Origin of the sequence: Oribacterium sp. oral taxon 102 (assembly GCF_013394775.1) — a bacterium.
Lineage (GTDB): Bacteria > Bacillota > Clostridia > Lachnospirales > Lachnospiraceae > Oribacterium.
The window spans coordinates 2,403,092-2,418,641 of sequence record NZ_JABXYT010000001.1; the positions used below are offsets into that span (position 1 = coordinate 2,403,092).

At 55.6% G+C, this 15,550-nt stretch carries 16 protein-coding genes; 8 read left to right on the plus strand and 8 right to left on the minus strand.

Going from position 1 to position 15,550, the window contains the following annotated elements:
• The first annotated feature begins 105 nt into the window (after positions 1-105).
• The 4 genes from HW273_RS10735 to HW273_RS10750 are packed head-to-tail and all read left to right on the plus strand — an operon-like array spanning position 106 to position 3,289.
• Positions 106-972, plus strand: a complete 867-nt coding sequence (locus HW273_RS10735; protein WP_179012230.1) for a substrate-binding domain-containing protein — start codon at positions 106-108, stop codon at positions 970-972.
• Entirely contained in the window at positions 969-1,772 is an 804-nt protein-coding gene (locus HW273_RS10740) for an ABC transporter permease (RefSeq protein WP_179012231.1), read from the plus strand. The genes HW273_RS10735 and HW273_RS10740 overlap by 4 nt, the downstream gene beginning before the upstream one ends.
• The gene (locus HW273_RS10745; protein WP_179012232.1) at positions 1,765-2,538 is read left to right on the plus strand and encodes an ATP-binding cassette domain-containing protein; all 774 of its coding nucleotides are present in this window, start codon (positions 1,765-1,767) and stop codon (positions 2,536-2,538) included. The genes HW273_RS10740 and HW273_RS10745 overlap by 8 nt, the downstream gene beginning before the upstream one ends.
• On the plus strand, positions 2,516-3,289 hold the full coding sequence (locus HW273_RS10750) for a Rossmann-like domain-containing protein (RefSeq protein WP_179012233.1): 774 nt from the start codon (positions 2,516-2,518) through the stop codon (positions 3,287-3,289). The genes HW273_RS10745 and HW273_RS10750 overlap by 23 nt, the downstream gene beginning before the upstream one ends.
• Before the next feature lie 73 nt (positions 3,290-3,362).
• On the opposite strand, the gene rho is transcribed toward HW273_RS10750, so the two are convergent.
• Entirely contained in the window at positions 3,363-5,135 is a 1,773-nt protein-coding gene (gene rho, locus HW273_RS10755; protein ID WP_179012234.1) for a transcription termination factor Rho, read from the minus strand.
• A 197-nt stretch (positions 5,136-5,332) separates the two neighbouring features.
• On the opposite strand from rho, the gene HW273_RS10760 reads away from it, so the two are divergent.
• Positions 5,333-5,992: a hypothetical protein gene (locus HW273_RS10760; RefSeq protein WP_179012235.1), complete on the plus strand. Its 660-nt coding sequence runs from the start codon at positions 5,333-5,335 to the stop codon at positions 5,990-5,992.
• Between the two features lie 121 nt (positions 5,993-6,113).
• On the opposite strand, the gene proS is transcribed toward HW273_RS10760, so the two are convergent.
• The 4 genes from proS to yedE form a co-directional block, all read right to left on the minus strand.
• On the minus strand, positions 6,114-7,550 hold the full coding sequence (gene proS, locus HW273_RS10765) for a proline--tRNA ligase (RefSeq protein WP_179012236.1): 1,437 nt from the start codon (positions 7,548-7,550) through the stop codon (positions 6,114-6,116).
• 161 nt (positions 7,551-7,711) lie between these two features.
• The gene (locus HW273_RS10770; RefSeq protein ID WP_179012237.1) at positions 7,712-7,975 is read right to left on the minus strand and encodes a DUF3343 domain-containing protein; all 264 of its coding nucleotides are present in this window, start codon (positions 7,973-7,975) and stop codon (positions 7,712-7,714) included.
• A gap of 2 nt (positions 7,976-7,977) precedes the next feature.
• Entirely contained in the window at positions 7,978-8,187 is a 210-nt protein-coding gene (locus tag HW273_RS10775) for a sulfurtransferase TusA family protein (RefSeq protein ID WP_179012238.1), read from the minus strand.
• 23 nt (positions 8,188-8,210) lie between these two features.
• Positions 8,211-9,281 carry a YedE family putative selenium transporter gene (yedE, locus tag HW273_RS10780; RefSeq protein WP_179012239.1) on the minus strand — a complete coding sequence of 357 codons (1,071 nt, stop codon included), beginning with the start codon at positions 9,279-9,281 and terminating at the stop codon, positions 8,211-8,213.
• Positions 9,282-9,573: 292 nt separating this feature from the next.
• On the opposite strand from yedE, the gene HW273_RS10785 reads away from it, so the two are divergent.
• The 3 genes from HW273_RS10785 to HW273_RS10795 all read left to right on the plus strand — a co-directional run bounded on the left by HW273_RS10785 (position 9,574) and on the right by HW273_RS10795 (position 12,006).
• Positions 9,574-9,927, plus strand: coding sequence for a hypothetical protein (locus HW273_RS10785; RefSeq protein ID WP_179012240.1), 354 nt, complete (start codon positions 9,574-9,576; stop codon positions 9,925-9,927).
• A gap of 71 nt (positions 9,928-9,998) precedes the next feature.
• Complete coding sequence (locus tag HW273_RS10790) at positions 9,999-11,162, plus strand: aminotransferase class V-fold PLP-dependent enzyme (RefSeq protein ID WP_179012241.1); 1,164 nt, start codon at positions 9,999-10,001, stop codon at positions 11,160-11,162.
• Positions 11,116-12,006, plus strand: coding sequence for a selenium metabolism-associated LysR family transcriptional regulator (locus HW273_RS10795; RefSeq protein WP_179012243.1), 891 nt, complete (start codon positions 11,116-11,118; stop codon positions 12,004-12,006). Before HW273_RS10790 ends, HW273_RS10795 begins: the two co-directional genes overlap by 47 nt.
• A 124-nt stretch (positions 12,007-12,130) precedes the next feature.
• Here the strand turns inward: HW273_RS10795 and HW273_RS10800 are convergent, their stop codons facing one another.
• From HW273_RS10800 to HW273_RS10810, 3 genes are read right to left on the minus strand one after another with little or no spacing between them, the layout of a single operon-like run.
• Complete coding sequence (locus HW273_RS10800; RefSeq protein ID WP_179012245.1) at positions 12,131-13,465, minus strand: GntP family permease; 1,335 nt, start codon at positions 13,463-13,465, stop codon at positions 12,131-12,133.
• Between the two features lie 12 nt (positions 13,466-13,477).
• Positions 13,478-14,641, minus strand: a complete 1,164-nt coding sequence (locus tag HW273_RS10805) for a CdaR family transcriptional regulator (protein ID WP_179012247.1) — start codon at positions 14,639-14,641, stop codon at positions 13,478-13,480.
• A gap of 11 nt (positions 14,642-14,652) precedes the next feature.
• Entirely contained in the window at positions 14,653-15,477 is an 825-nt protein-coding gene (locus HW273_RS10810) for an MBL fold metallo-hydrolase (protein WP_179012248.1), read from the minus strand.
• Positions 15,478-15,550: the final 73 nt, after the last annotated feature.

Genomic DNA, 15,550 nt, shown 5'->3' on the forward strand with positions numbered 1-15,550 from the left:
AAATGCTGTCGTCTTGTTGCGGCTGTAGTTTATGTTTCCACCTGAAGAACGCCGGATCGAGAGATCGGTCTGTGTTCAAAAATAGAAAAAGGAGTGTAAAATCCAATGAAAAAAACAAGCAAAATCTCTGCGTCGCTTCTCGCGGCATTCCTCTGCGCCGGTCTTCTGGCAGGCTGCGGGCAGGCATCCGGCGGCGCATCCTCTGCGGCAGAAACGCCTGCACAGACCTCTGCCGCAGCAGCGGAAACAACCGCCGAAGCCCCGTCTGCTTCCGAATCGCAGCCGGAAAAAACAGATCTCAGCGGCAAGAGCCTGCTGATTTACTGCGGTGCCGGCATGCAGAAGCCCTTCCAGGAAATCGCATCGGCATTTCAGACGGAAACAGGCTGTGAAATGAACGTCACCTACGCGAATGCAGCACAGATCCAGACGCAGATCCAGGAATCCAAGGAGGGCGCCTTCTTCATTGCCGGCTCCGTGGAGGAGACAAAGCCGATCGCAGATTTTGTGGAGAGCAGTAAAAATCTGGTGAAGCATATTCCTGTGCTTGCCGTGGCATCCGACAATCCGAAGGGTATCACCGGCATCAAGGATCTGGCGCGTGAGGATGTAGTCACCGTGATCGGCGATCCGCAGTCCACTCCTATCGGAAAGATCGCACAGAAGGCATTTTCCGACTTCGGTGTCAGTGATACCGTCCATCTGGGTGCGACGACTGCCACCGCTCCGCAGCTCGCGACTGTCGTCGCTCTGGGAGAAGCAGATGCCGCTATCATCTGGAAGGAAAACTGCAATGCCGAAGGTGTAGAGGTTTGTGAAACGGCTGACATGGACAAATATGTCAAGCTCATTCCGGCAGCAAGACTCTCCTTCGCAGCAGGCGACCAGACCGCTGATACCTTCGCGGCATTCCTCGACACAGATACCGTCCATGATATCTGGACATCCTACGGCTACGAGCTGGCAGAATGAGACACCCTGATCGAAGAGGCTTCCAGATCCTCTGCGGAATCCTGACAATTTTCGCGATTCTGCTGATCGGAAGCAATATTCTGATTATTACATTCCGGGGGATGCGCAGTCTTCCGGAATGTGTTTCTCATCCGGAAACTCTCTTCGCCATAAGGCTGAGCATAAGGAGCGCCTGTATTTCCACGCTGCTCTGCTTTCTGCTCGCTGTTCCCACTGCATATACCCTGACGCGTTCCCGCCTCCCTCTCCGGCCGCTGATCGGAATGATCCTGGAGCTGACGATGTCCCTGCCCTATATCGTACTGGGGCTGAGTCTGCTGATCCTTTTTTCCTCCCCCGCCGGGAAATGGCTGAAAGCCATGGGCTTCCCCGTCGTTTTCAGTCAGAACGGCATTATCATGGCGCAGCTGGTGGTGAACCTCCCCTTCGCCATCAACCTGGTCTCCGCCGCCTTTCAAAGCGTAGATCAAAAGCTTGAATATGTGGCGGGACTTCTGGGCGCACCTCCTGCCCTTCGCTTCTTCACCATTCTGCTGCCGCTGCAGAGGAACAGCCTGATCAGCGCGCTGATCCTCGTGTGGTCCCGTGCGCTCGGCGAATTCGGCGCAACGCTCATGCTGGTGGGCGTAACTCGTATGAAGACGGAGACGCTCCCCGCCAGCATTTATCTGGACGTCAGCACCAATGAACTGAGCGGGGCGCTTGCCAGCGCCTTTATCCTGCTCCTGATTTCCGCCGTTTCCCTGGGGTTAGCCAACTTCCTGACCCGGGTAAACAGAAAGCAGACCCGTTATGTCTAAAGCCTCCTCTACCATCCTTGATTTTCAGGCGCTGACTGTACAGCGCGGCGATTTCCTGCTGGAGCAGATCTGCTTCGCTGTGCAGGAGGAGGAAATCTTCGCCATCATCGGAAAGACCGGCGCAGGGAAAAGCGTTCTGCTGGAGGCTACAGCGGGGTTTTTCCTTCCTAAAAGCGGCGCCGTCTTGTATCAGGGCATGCCTGTGCACGAGATTCCTCTCCATGCACGGCGCATCGGGTATCTCTATCAGGATTACAGCCTTTTCCCGCACATGACGGCGGAGGAGAATATCGCCTACAGCCTGAGAATGCGCCGCATTCCCAAAGCAGAGATCCGGCGGCAGATCTCGGAAATAGCGGAGCGCTTCGGTATTCTGCCCATTCTGCAGCAGTATCCCGGTGTTCTCAGCGGCGGAGAGCAGCAGCGCGTGGCGCTGGCGCGCGCACTCGTGATGCACCCTCAGCTGCTGCTTCTGGACGAACCGTTTTCGGCACTTGACCCGGTTACGAAGCGTATGCTATACCAGATGTTACTGGATATCCGCGCGGAATTTCATTGTGCGATTTTGTTTGTTACGCATGATTTCGCCGAGGCTGAGCAGCTGGCAGATCGGGTCGGCATCCTGATCTCCGGGAAGCTGCGCGGCATCACAGACAGCCGGAAGCTGTTTAGCGCCGACTGGGACAGGGATGTCCGGGAATTTCTCGGACTTACAGATCAGGAAAAGAAAAAGGAGGCTGCTCATGACAGCGAAAGAATTTTATGAAACTCTAAGGCAGCGTTTCTGCGCTGTCTTAGATGCCTGTCCTCCGGAAAACGGACGCAGGATGCGGGATGAAACGGTCGCCGTCGTTTGCCGGACGCTGACACCGGAGGAGGCAATCGGACACACAAAACGAAGAGACTTCCCGATTTTAGAAGGAAAGGACGTCATGATACAGGCAGAGTTCCGCGGCGCCCACGGACAGGCATTCACCGATGCCCCGCTCCTCTTCACAGGTACACTTTCCGAGGTTCTCGCCATGGATATCGCAGCGGATCCGCACGCCCGCAGTCTTTTCATCGCGGTACTGAACGCAGTCATGGCGTCGCTTGGCAGCTGCCGCGGCACGGTTCACTGCCGGACGGAGGGACCGGAGCTCTGCGCGAAGGATATGCGCCGCTTTCTGGAAGCAAATTATCCGGACGTCCGATACATCGCCTTGATCGGCTACCAGCCGGCGCTTCTGGATATGCTTACGAACAGCGGCTACGAAGTGCGCGTACTGGATCTGAATCCCGCCAACATAGGACAACCGCGCTACGGCGTCATCGTAGAGGACGGCCGTGCCGCCTACGCGGATGTGGTGAACGGCAGCACGGATCTGATCCTCTGCACCGGCAGCACGGTCTGCAACGGCACCATCACAGATTATCTCGGGCTTACTACCGAGGTCCTGTTCTTCGGCACGAGTCTGTCCGGCGCCGCCGTTCTGATGGGACTCCCGCGGGTCTGCTTCGCGGATCTCTATTCCTGAACGCCTGCGGCGTTTGCGTTCAAACGATTGTCACGATAAAGACATCGGAAGTATCTATGTCGATTGCCCCCGATCAGCTCTGCCTGTTTATCTTCACGAGGAGCTTCGAGCCTCCCTTCCCACTGCTCCCGCTCACCGTCCCCGAGGAGATCGGCTTACGGTTCACGAGAAACTCGCAGAGCTCCCTATTGTTTTCTGTACGGTCAAAGAGCGTCAGAAGCTCCTCCACAGAGTTTTTCCGGTCTTCATTCAGAAGCTCTCTGTGTATGATGTCCGACGCACTCTGCTCCAGCTCCGAAAGCAGGAGATCGTCCCGCCTCGTCCCGGATTTCAGGACGTCGATCGCCGGAAAGATCCGACGCTCCTGCAGCTCGCGGTTCAGTACGAGCTCCATATTTCCCGTTCCCTTGAACTCCTCATAGATGACGTCATCCATGCGGGAACCGGTATCCACCAGCGCTGTCGCAAGAATCGTAAGACTGCCGTGCTCTCTCATGTTCCGCGCTGCGCCGAAGAAACGCTTCGGCGGGTGCAGTGCCGCCGGATCCAGTCCGCCGGAGAGCGTCCTGCCGGAGGCGGTCACCGTAAGATTGTAGGCACGCGCCAGTCTCGTGATAGAATCCAGAAGGATCGTCACATCCTCCCCCTGCTCCACGAGCCGCTTCGCGCGCTCGATCGTCATTTCCGCGACCCGCCGATGGTTCTCCGGTGTCTCGTCAAAGGTGGAGTAGATCACCTGTACACGTCCGCCCTCGACCTCCTCCTTCATGTCCGTGACCTCCTCCGGTCTCTCGTCGATCAGCAGGATCAGGAGGTGCATCTCCGGCTCATTCCGCACGATTGCTTTCGCGATCTGCTTCAGCAGGGTCGTTTTTCCCGCCTTCGGCGGAGACACGATCATACCGCGCTGCCCCTTCCCGATCGGTGCCAGCAGATCCAGCACCCGCAGCGCTGTCGGCGTTTTCTCCCCCTCGACCTCGAGGTGCAGCCTCTCGTTCGGGAAAATCGGCGTGAGCTTCTCGAAGCTCACCCTGCGGGATGCCTTGAAGAGCGGCAGCCCGTTCAGCGTCTCGATGTACATCAGCGCACCATAGCGCTCCTGCGGGTTCCTCGACTTCGAGAAGCCCTGAATCATGTCTCCCGTCCTGAGCCCATAGCGACGGATCATCTGCGGATTCACATAGACATCCTGCTCACCGGGCAGGAAATTCTCAGAACGGATAAAGCCGAAGCCGTCCTGCATCACCTCCAGTATTCCATGCACCGACTTGGAATCGGGATCATGTCCCTGCGTGACTGCGCCCTCCTCTGTCCTTGCTGCGGGATTCTGTGCCGTTTCCTGCATAGGAATGCCGCCCTGCTCCGGCGCATGCTCCTCCGGCACGCTCTCCGAGCCCTGCCGCTTTTCCTCCTCCAAAGCTGCCGCAAGCGCCTTGCCTGCGCTGCGGCGACGCGCTCTCTGCTTCTCCTCTGACAGCGTCTCTATTTCCACACTCGTTTCCGGTGTTTTCTCTGCCGCTCTCTCCTGCGCCGGTTCGCCGTGACTCTCTCCTGTACGATATGCTTTTGTTGTTTCTGTTTTGGCTCTCTCCTGCACCGGATCGCTGCGGACTTCTCCCTCCGCTGCCGCTTTCCTGCGCCGTCCCTCTGTACTCTCTGTCCCGCCCGTACGTTTGCTTCGCACGGAGCTTCGCTTCGGACGCTCCGGTCCCACGTCTTTCGTTTCCGCGCTCCTTCCTGTCTTTTCCTCCGCTGCGGTGCGCTGCTCTGCCTCTGTCGCCTTTTTCGGACGTCCCCTCCGCCGAAGCGGTCTCTCCGCATCCCTCTTCTCTAATTCTTCACTCATTCTGTTACCCTTACATCCTCTGGGAAATCTGTGATTCAAAACTATATGCCGAGGGTGAAGAGAAGAACTCTCTTCCATCCCCCGGCTGAAGACATTCTTTTACAGAGTATAGCAAGTTCAGCCTTGTATCGCAAGCGCGATTTTGCTATACTCATTGGCAGATCTGTAAGGAAACTGCGAAAATACAGAGGTAAATGATGACAAGACAGATACCCGCACAGCGTCAGCCCCTTCGCTATGATGCCTATGGGAGACCGCTGCGCAATAGAAAAAAGAACGGAGCCCTGCGCTTTCTGCTGGGCTTTCTGCTGCCCTACCTCGTGATCAACGGCATCCTGCTTTTTCTGGTGATCACGAAGCCGACGATCCGCGCCGAGGAGCCTGATACCACAGATTACCAGCATGCCGCCATCCGCTTCGAGATAGATTCGCTTCTGCCGATGCGCTCTGTGAAGGCGACCCTCGAGGGAGATCCCATAGAGCTGACGAAAAAGGGAAGCGTCTACAGCGCAGAGCTGGAGGCAAACGGCAATCTGACGATTTCCGTGGAATCCCTGAATCGCATGACCGATGTAGAGCATATCTCCATCAATATTCTGGATGAAACCGCCCCGAGCATCGAGGAGAGCAGTGCCGTGATCGGAGCAGGCTATGTCGAATTTCAGGTCAGCGACTCCCAGTCCGGCGTGAATTTCGACAGTATCTATGCGACCGACAGTGACGGCAGCCATCTGAAGCCGACAGACATCCAGAGGACGAGCGGCAAGATCACCTTCTCTATGAAGGGGGATAGCCTGAATGTCTATGTGCAGGATCTGGCAGGAAACCAGCAGACAGTGAATTTCAGCGTGAGCTGAATCCGTTTCCGAAACGGTATGGGATACCGCTTCGCCCCCCCCTAAGATAAATGAAACAGCCTGAATCCTCTTCTGTGTGGATTCAGGCTGTTTTTATAAGTCCCTCTCAGACGGCACAGGTTTAATACGCCCGCCCCCAATATACCATCTTCTGCGCAGGTTTTCCGCAGACAATACAGCTATCCGCGAGCTTCTCCTGCTCGAACGGGATACATCGGGAGGTAATGCCGGAGAGCTCCTTCAATCTGTCCTCGCATTCCCTGCAGCCGCACCACATCGCCTTGACGAAGCCCGGTCTCGTATTGACAGACTCGATCATCTCCTCTATCGTATGCGCTTCGGTGGTTCTCTCCTCCTGGAAAGCCCTTGCCTTTTCCAGCATATCCCGCTGGATTCGCTCAAGAAGCATCATAACCTCCTCCGGAAGCGTCTCGAAGGCGGCAGGAAGCTTCTCTCTTGTGTCTCTGCGGACGAGCACCGCATGTCCATTCTCGATGTCCTTCGGGCCGATTTCCAGCCGAAGCGGAATACCGCGCACCTCGCAGTCCGCAAATTTGAAGCCCGGCGACTTCTCGGAAGCATCCACCTTCACGCGGATCCCCGCTGCCCGAAGGCTGTCCCGAAGCGCGTACGCTTTCTCCAGAACCCCCTCCTTCTTCTGCTGAATCGGGACAATCATCACCTGCACCGGAGCGATCCGCGGAGGCAGCTTCAGTCCGGAATCATCGCCATGCACCATGATGAGCGCGCCGATCATCCGCGTGGTCATCCCCCATGAGGTCTCATGCACCGGCTTCAGCGTATTGTCCCGATCCAGATACTGTACACCGAATGCCTTCGCGAAGTCCTGACCGAAATTATGAGAGGTTCCGCACTGCAGCGCCTGCCCATCATGCATCAGCGCCTCGATCGTATAGGTCGCCACCGCGCCCGCGAACTTCTCCTTCTCTGTCTTCTGCCCCTTCACCACAGGAATCGCCAGTACATTCTCCGCGACATCCGCATAGACTGAAAGCATCTGGATGGTTCTCTCCTCCGCTTCCTCCGCCGTAGCGTGTACGGTATGCCCCTCCTGCCAGAGGAACTCTCTCGTCCGGAGGAAGGGACGGGTCGTCTTCTCCCAGCGCACGACAGACACCCACTGGTTCAGAAGCTGCGGGAGATCCCGGTAGGATTTCACAACCTTCGCATAGTAGTCGCAGAACAGAGTTTCCGAGGTCGGGCGGATGCACATCCGCTCCTCCAGTCTCTTGGAGCCGCCCTCCGTCACCCATGCCACCTCAGGCGCGAAGCCCTCCACATGCTCCTTCTCCTTCTGGAGCAGCGACTCCGGGATCAGCATCGGCATCGCGCAGTTCTCCACACCCGTCGCCTTGAATCGGGCATCAAGCTCCTTCTGTATATTCTCCCAGATCGCATAGCCTGCCGGCCGGATCACCATGAAGCCCTTGACAGAGGAATAATCCGTAAGCTCCGCCTTCTTCACCACATCCGTGTACCACTGCGCGAAATCCTCCTCCATAGGAGTGATCTGCTCCACCAGTTTCTTGTCCGCCATAACAACAGCCTTTCCTTTTGTGCCCTCAGGCAAATTCTGGAGCGGCATCTCTCGCTGAACCATTCAGCCTTGCCGCCCCGCCGATCCTTTCCTTAAAACAAAGGAGCCTCTCCATCGGAGAAGCTCCTTGATTATACCCGGATTCCGGAAAAGCCGCAAGCCTATTCCGAGGAACGGTAGCGGAGCCGGTAGCCCTCCCTGCAGAGCTCCACCAGCTGTTCAATCTCCCCGTGCGGATCGGAAATTTCCAGCAGCTCCGGCTCCTCCGGATAATCCGCAGTGAAACGAACCGCCGTGCCGCAGGAAGAGCTGAGATCCCTCGGAACCGGCTGCATCCGCGCTGCCCTTCCCTCCCGCAATCTCTCTCTGTGAAAACGCACCGCACCGAAATGGTTGTAAAAGGTAGCGATATACTCCCGCTCCACTTCTACTGCCTCGTAAGGGTCACTCTGTACTCTCCGCCCTCTTCCTTCTTATACTCCGTCCGATAGCCCGCATTCGCCGCGAAACGGCAGACATTCTCCACGCAGGGCATGTTGTCGGTCAGGATCTCGTAATGCTCCTCCCTGGTCTTCTCCACGGCATTCTTCAGAAGAATCACCGGCTGCGGACAGGAAAGTCCTCTCGCATCAATCATTTGCTCTCCCTTCTGTCCCTCATTCAGGACTCCTGCTTTCTATAGGTATTGCTTACGGCAATGACGGCAACTGCCAACAGCCCGATCAGCACCGCAATCTTTCCATTCGCCGTCGGTCCCTTCCCGGAAGCCGCCAGTCCGAAGTTATGACAGAATGCCGCTCCGACCAGAAGTCCCATATAAGCGACCGCCGAATCGGTATTGCCCTCTCCTGCCATGACCATCTGCCGAAGCGGGCAGCCGCCGAGAAGACAGCAGCCGAAGCCGGCAAGCGTCATGCCGAGGAAATTCCAGAGCGCATCATTGTGCGCTACCGGCTGCTCCAGGAATCCGAGATGGAACTTCCCTAAAGCCAGATTTCCGATCAGCGCCGTAACGAAAATCATCGAGAAGCCGATCAGCAGCTTCGGCTCACGGAAAAGGATCATATCCCGGAAGCCGCCGACCATGCAGAGCCGCGTATACTGCGCGATCGCTCCCACGAGAAGACCGGCTCCGAGAGAAACCAGCAGCGCTGCATGCTTCGCGCCCGGACCGGCTCCCTCCGGCGTGAAAAATACAAATGCAGGAGCTGCTGCAAGAAGCACGAGCAGTACCAGCTGCAGAACCGGCAGTGCCAGCCCCTCCGCCTGAGGCTGCCGGTAGGTTCGCCGCAGGGAATAGCCCCTCTTCAGGAAGAAAACGCCGGCTAAAATACCAGCCACGAAGCCCAGCAGCCCTGTCAGCGCATTCAGATCTCCGCCCGCGAGACGAAGCACCATGCGAAACGGGCAGCCCAGAAACATCAGACAGCCGACCATCACGAAAAATCCGAGGATAAACCGCGTCATCGGGGATGATCCGCCGCGGGGCGAAAACTCTCCGCGCAGCATCGAAAGCCCCATCGCACCGAGGATCAGACCCGCAATCTCCGGACGGATATACTGCACCGGCTCCGCCCTGTGCAGTCCCAGCCCCCCCGCAGTATCGCGAATGAAGCAGGCAAGACAGAAGCCCATGTTTGCCGGATTCCCCAGCAGCACCAGCGCCACTGAGATCAAGCCTATGACCCCTCCGGCGATAGCGATGTAAATACGCTCCGCTTTGAAATTCATACTCCCTCCTTCGTCCCCTATGAAAGGACATTAAAAAAACAAATTTATTTTTTGTATTATAACATGGATAAATAGAAAGTATTATTGTATTATAGAGAAATAAGGAGAATACCATAGTGAAACCGCTATAAATAAATCAAACCTCCTCTGCTTTTTCTGAGGAAATCCTGATTTATTTTCAGCATGAGCCACCGGCAGGCAGCGCATCGGATTTATGGCAGCTGTCCGGATACACTGCTCGCAATGCATCAAAACATAAACGATTGCTTCCACATTACAGGAGGACATAGCTATGACAAAGGAGGAACGTGCGGAGAAATGGTTTCGCGCTATCGCGAATGCAGACGCGATCCCTATAGAAAAGAAAATAGAAATCTGCAGCCGCACAGCGATCAGGATGATCATTCTGTTTTTTCTGGTTCTCACCGCGGAATGCGTCCTGCTGTTCACGGTAAATGATGGGAAAATCTTTAATCGTATGGCAGATTTTACAAACAGCTTCACGGAGGGCCCCCACTCCTACAGGAGCATGGCTCTGCTTGGAGCCGCTGTCTGGTCACCGCTTATTCTCCTGCCTTACATCGCTTCCGTTCTGCTCCGAAGAAAATGGATCTCCTCCGAAGCGAAAAAGCTGTCCGGAAAATAAGCACCGCAGCACGGAATCGAGAGGGATCGGGGAAGGCTCAATAAACAATCTATGATACAGAGGAGGACAGGATGAAAAAATGCTATCTGGACAATGCCGCGACTTCCTTTCCGAAGCCGCCGGTGCTCGCCGACAGCATATACCGCTATCTTACAGAGATCGGCAGCAACATCAATCGCGGCGGCTATGAGAGCGCTTATCAGGCAGAGGATGCTGTCTTTACCTGTCGAGAGAGGCTCTGCCGTCTCTTCCACGGCGACGATCCGAAGAATGCAGTCTTCACCCAGAATGTCACCATGTCGCTGAATCTCCTGCTGAAGGGGCTGCTCCATCCGGGCGACCATGCACTGGTGTCCTCTATGGAGCACAACGCCGTGATGCGTCCGCTGACGCAGCTCGCGAAGCAGGGCGTCGAGTTCAGCCGGATTCCGGCAGATCGGAACGGAAGGATGGAGCTTTCCGCGCTTCCCGCGCTGAAAAGAGCGAACACCCGTCTGCTCGTCTGCACCCATGCCTCCAATGTCAACGGTGCAATACAACCCATAGAGGCGCTCGGGCGTTTCTGCCGGGAGCAGGGCATCCTCTTTCTTCTGGACAGCGCACAAAGCGCCGGAGTGCTCGATATCGATATGGCACGCGACAGCATTGACGGACTCTGCTTCACCGGCCACAAGGGACTGCTGGGCCCGCAGGGCATCGGCGGCTTCCTGCTCCGGGAGGGGCTTGCCGGGGAAATCGAGCCCCTCCTCTCCGGCGGTACCGGCAGCCTCTCCCACACAGAGGAGGTGCCAGACTTCATGCCGGATCGCTTCGAGGCGGGGACGCTGAACCTGCCGGGGATCTACGGGCTGAACGCCTCTCTTACCTGGCTCGAGCAGACCGGTCTCGCGACGATCCGAAGCAGGGAGACGGCACTCTGTGAGCGCTTTCTCCTTGGTATCCGCGGACTTCCGGGACTTCGCCTGATCGGACGGGAGGGCGGCAGCACCGAATACCTCGCGGTTGTCTCCCTGCAATTCCCCGGCCGGGATCCCGCGGAAATCGCCTACCGTCTCGACAGCGAGTTCGGTATCGCAACCCGCGTCGGCCTGCATTGCGCTCCCATCGCGCACAGAACGCTCGGCACTTATCCGGAGGGCACGCTGCGCTTCTCCTTCGGTTACTTCAACACAGAAAAGGATATTGACTATGCAATTCAAGCAATTAGAGGCCTTTGCGAAGGTCACAGAGCTTAGAAGCTTTTCCCGCGCCGCCGAAGAGCTCTATCTCACACAGCCCACCGTCAGTGCGCATGTCAAGGCGCTGGAGGAGGAGATCGGCTGTCAGCTCGTCTCCCGCAGCACCAGAAGCCTGTCCCTCACCGAGGAGGGAAATACCCTCTATCCCTATGTCCGCAGAATCCTAGACCTGAAAAATACGGCGCTTCAGAAGCTCCGGCAGGAGCAGCGGCAGATCCTCCGCATCGGCGCATCCACCATTCCCTCCGGCTACATCCTCCCCCGTCTCCTGAAGGAATACCGGAAGCTGCATCCCGATATCTACTTTAATGTAGTGCAAGGGAACAGCGGAACGATCGAAGAAATGATCGGCGACAACACGCTGGATATTGGCTTCGTCGGAATGGACAGTACAGAAAAGAACATCCTCTCTTATCCGTTCTGCGAAGACAGCCTTCTCTATGTCGCTCCCGCCACAGAATATTACCGGAGGCTCTTCGACCGCAGCCCTTCCCTGCAGGAGCTCCTGCAAGAGCCCCTGATCCTCCGCGAGGCGAACTCCGGCACTCTCCACGCCCTCGACAGCTACCTTCTCGAGCAGCATGTCGATATGAGCAAGCTGAACATCATCGGGAACGTCAACGACCTGGAAGCGATCAAGCAGATGATCCTGAATCAGACCGGTGTCTCCATCCTCTCCGGCTTCTCCGTCTCCGATCTGCTGGCGCGGGGGCAGCTCCTCGCCTACCCGCTGCACACGCCGCACCCGCGGCGCTTCTACATCATTCAAAAAAAGGATAAAAGCCTCTCCCCGACAGAGGAAAGCTTCCTCGGATTCTCCCGGAGCTTCTATACGCTATAGCATGGAACGCAGCCCCTTCTTTCCTTCTCCGTCCATGATGCCAAGGGTTCCGCAAACAGCAAGCCGCGCTGCCAATTCGAGACAAAACGAAGAATGTATCACGAGAATGGCAGCGCGGCTTGGTTTAATGAACAAAAATCAGCGATAGAATGGTAACCACGATGATCGTGGTAATACCCATAACGCCGGTCATACCGGTCTGGCATTTATATGCCTGCGAGGTATTCATATCGGAGAACTGAGAAACAACCCAGAAATAGGAGTCATTTGCATGAGAAACCGTCATTGAGCCCGCACCGATCGCCATGATGACCAGAGTTTTGGCAAGCGGAGAAGTAAAGCCCATAGATGCCATCAATGGAGCCATCATTGCAGATGTGGTGATCATAGCAACTGTGGAAGCTCCCATTGCGCACTTCAGCAAAGCGGCGATAAGGAAGGGAAGCAGAACGCCCACTCCAAGACCGAGCAGAGAGCTGCTCAATGCATCCGCGATGGGAAGCTGCTGTATGACGGCACCGAAGGAACCCCCTGCACCGGTGATCGCCAGGATACCTGCAGAATTGGTAACGCCCTCCGTAACCCACTTCAGCGTGTTCTTTCTCTCCGCTTCCGGAATCAGCGTCATGGCGAGGAATACACCGAGCACCAGCGCAATGACCGGATTTCCGATGAAGGAAATCGCATTCTTCAATACACCGCTGCCAAAGGGCGCCGCCGGGAAATCCGCAATGGATTTCAGCGCGATGAGAATAATAGGCAGCAGAATCGGAGCAAAGCTATGCAGCGCCCCGGGCAGATGCCCATACTTCTCAAGCAGCTGCTCTACGGTGCACTCCGGATTCGCCGGGATATCAACCTTACCGGCAACCTTGCGCGCATAGATGTATGCGGAAATGGTGGCCGGGATTGAAATAAGCAAACCAACCAGAATCGTCAACCCGAGATCCGCTTCCAGGGTACCTGCCATCGCAATCGGTCCGGGGGTCGGCGGGACCAGACAATGCGTCGCATACAGACCGCCGGAAAGCGCTGTCGCCATGACCGCCAGGGAAATATTAGACTGATCCGCCAGTGCTCTCGCGATCGGGCTCAGGATCACGAACCCGGAATCACAGAATACCGGTATGCCTGTGATATAGCCGGTGATCGCCATAGTCAGAACACTGCGCTTCTTCCCTACCAGCTTCAGAATACTGTTTGCCATCGTCAGCGCCGCACCGGTTTTCTCAAGGATCGTACCAATGATGGTGCCGCACAGGATGACGATCCCGATGCTGCCCATAATGTTGCCGAATCCGCTCTTCACCGTAGAGATAAGCTGTTCTGTTCCCAGCCCGCAGGCCAATCCGACAATGACAGAGATCAGCAGCATGACGATGAACGGATGCATGTTCCACTTCTGGATCGCCAGAATCATCAGCAGAACTGCGACAAAAATGATAATAAAGTAATACATACCCACCCTCCTTTATTTTTTTTCAGAATGCCATTCTTCTAACATTCTGATAAAGAGCTCTCGCCCAAACGCACTCGTTCCCTCGAGTTTCAGCGCCTCATACAGATGTCCCAGTCTGTACTGTAAGGTATTTTTATGAATGTGCAGCAGCTCCGAAGCCGTCCTGACGCTCCCGCCGGCCCGGTAGTAAACCGCAGCCGTTTCCAGCAGCAGCTCCATCTGTTTCCGCCCGATACTCTCAACCGCTTTTTCATACAGCTCCCTCGTATATGCCTCCCCGCCATGTGCCAGAATCCGGTTGAGAAAATAACGAACACGAATATCGGGATCTTGCATCCGCAGAAGCCCTCCATGCTCTCCCGGAAGCCTTTGCAGCAGCTTCGCTTCTTTATATCCTTCCGGAATGCTCTCCATTCCATTGCACCTGCTGCTTACAGATACCCGGGCATTCTGCGCTTCTGCATAGGTCTTCAGTCTTTCCTCAAAGCTCTGGTCCCACGCCTTTCCCTGCAAAGAATGAATCCAAATCAGATGACTATCCTTGATTGCATAAATGTCAGTTTCAGCATAGGTCTCCAGGCTCCAAAGTAAATGATGTACCTTCTCCACATCTGCCTGCTCCGGATTTTCCGAAGCCAGCCAGGCCTTGGAGTCTGCGATCAGCACCTGCACAGGGTACCGAAGCCTGACTCCAACGGCAGCCTGAATCTGCAAAATCGTCTCGATATTATCCGGATCCCCCAGCAGATACAAGTCCAGCAGCCTGCCCCGCATATCTCGCATATAGGCTTTTTCCCGATTTTCCAGCTGTGTCTTCAAAAACTGGGTAACATACACTCGAAGCAGATTGGCGGCATCCCTTACCTCCGCTTCCTCCCCGAACATCCCGACCACAGCAAAAACCTCCCCCTTTTCATCTGTGATCGGCATATTAAAGCCCTCCCGGGAGCCGGCGTATCTCTCCAGATCCTCCTTATGGATCTGCACCGGCTTTCCGGTTCGAATGACTTCCCATGCTCCCTGGTGAAAATCCCCCACCCGGCTCTTTTCGGTAGATGCCACAATGATCCCGTTTGCATCCATAATATTTATGATTCTTCCACTAACCAGCTGGGAAGTAGCCTCCACAAAGTCCTGTACCAGATGGGTAAACTCATGTATATCCAGTCTGCTCATCTCTTCCCTCATCAATCCTCGATCAAACAATCCCCTGCACCAAGATACTCTGCATTCAGTTCCGGAAACTCTCTCACAATCTCTCGAATTCGGCTTCCGGAGCAATGATTAAAGCCGATGATTCGGGTGCCGAAGCGTTTCATTGTCTCCAGGGTCTCACGAATCCTGGAATCGTCCGCCTCCATCAGGTGTGTTCCGCCTGCGACGATGCGGATCGGCTGCCCGCAGCGCTGCTGTACGGCTGTCAGGATATTCAGAATACCAGGATGACTGCAGCCGACTATTACCATCAGTCCATCCCTCAGCTGCACTATCAGACATAGCTCGTCCGCAAACCGATCCGGAACCATGCCATTCTCCGTTCGCAGTACAAACCGCTCCGGAATGGTCTCGAAGTCCCATCTGCGCTCGAATGCTGTCATAACCGTCATGGACGCATTCAGCTTTATTTCCGAAGAACAGACTCTGTGCCGAATACCCTTCCTCTGCAGAAGATCCGCATCAAAGCCGGTTCCCAGGTATGTATAACGGCTTCCCTCACCGGCGTACTTTTCCAAAAAATACCCCTCTCCTGTTACCAGAGGGCAATGCATCCCTGCCTCCTCCAAAAAGGGGTAGCCTCCGGCATGATCATAATGTCCATGGCTTCCCACTGCATATTCGACAGAATCCGGAGCAATATTCAGCCTTCTCATATTCTCCAGAGTATGGATACCGGAGCCAAAGTCAAAAAGCACACGATGCCCATTCTGCTCAACAAAAAAGGATAACCCATGCTCATGAGCAAGTCCAAGATGCTCACTGGGCTTGTCATCCAGAATGGTAATGAGTTTCATAAGAGCACCTCCTCTGATGCATCCATTATATAATTTATTATATACTCATTAAAAATAAATTTCATTGGTATAG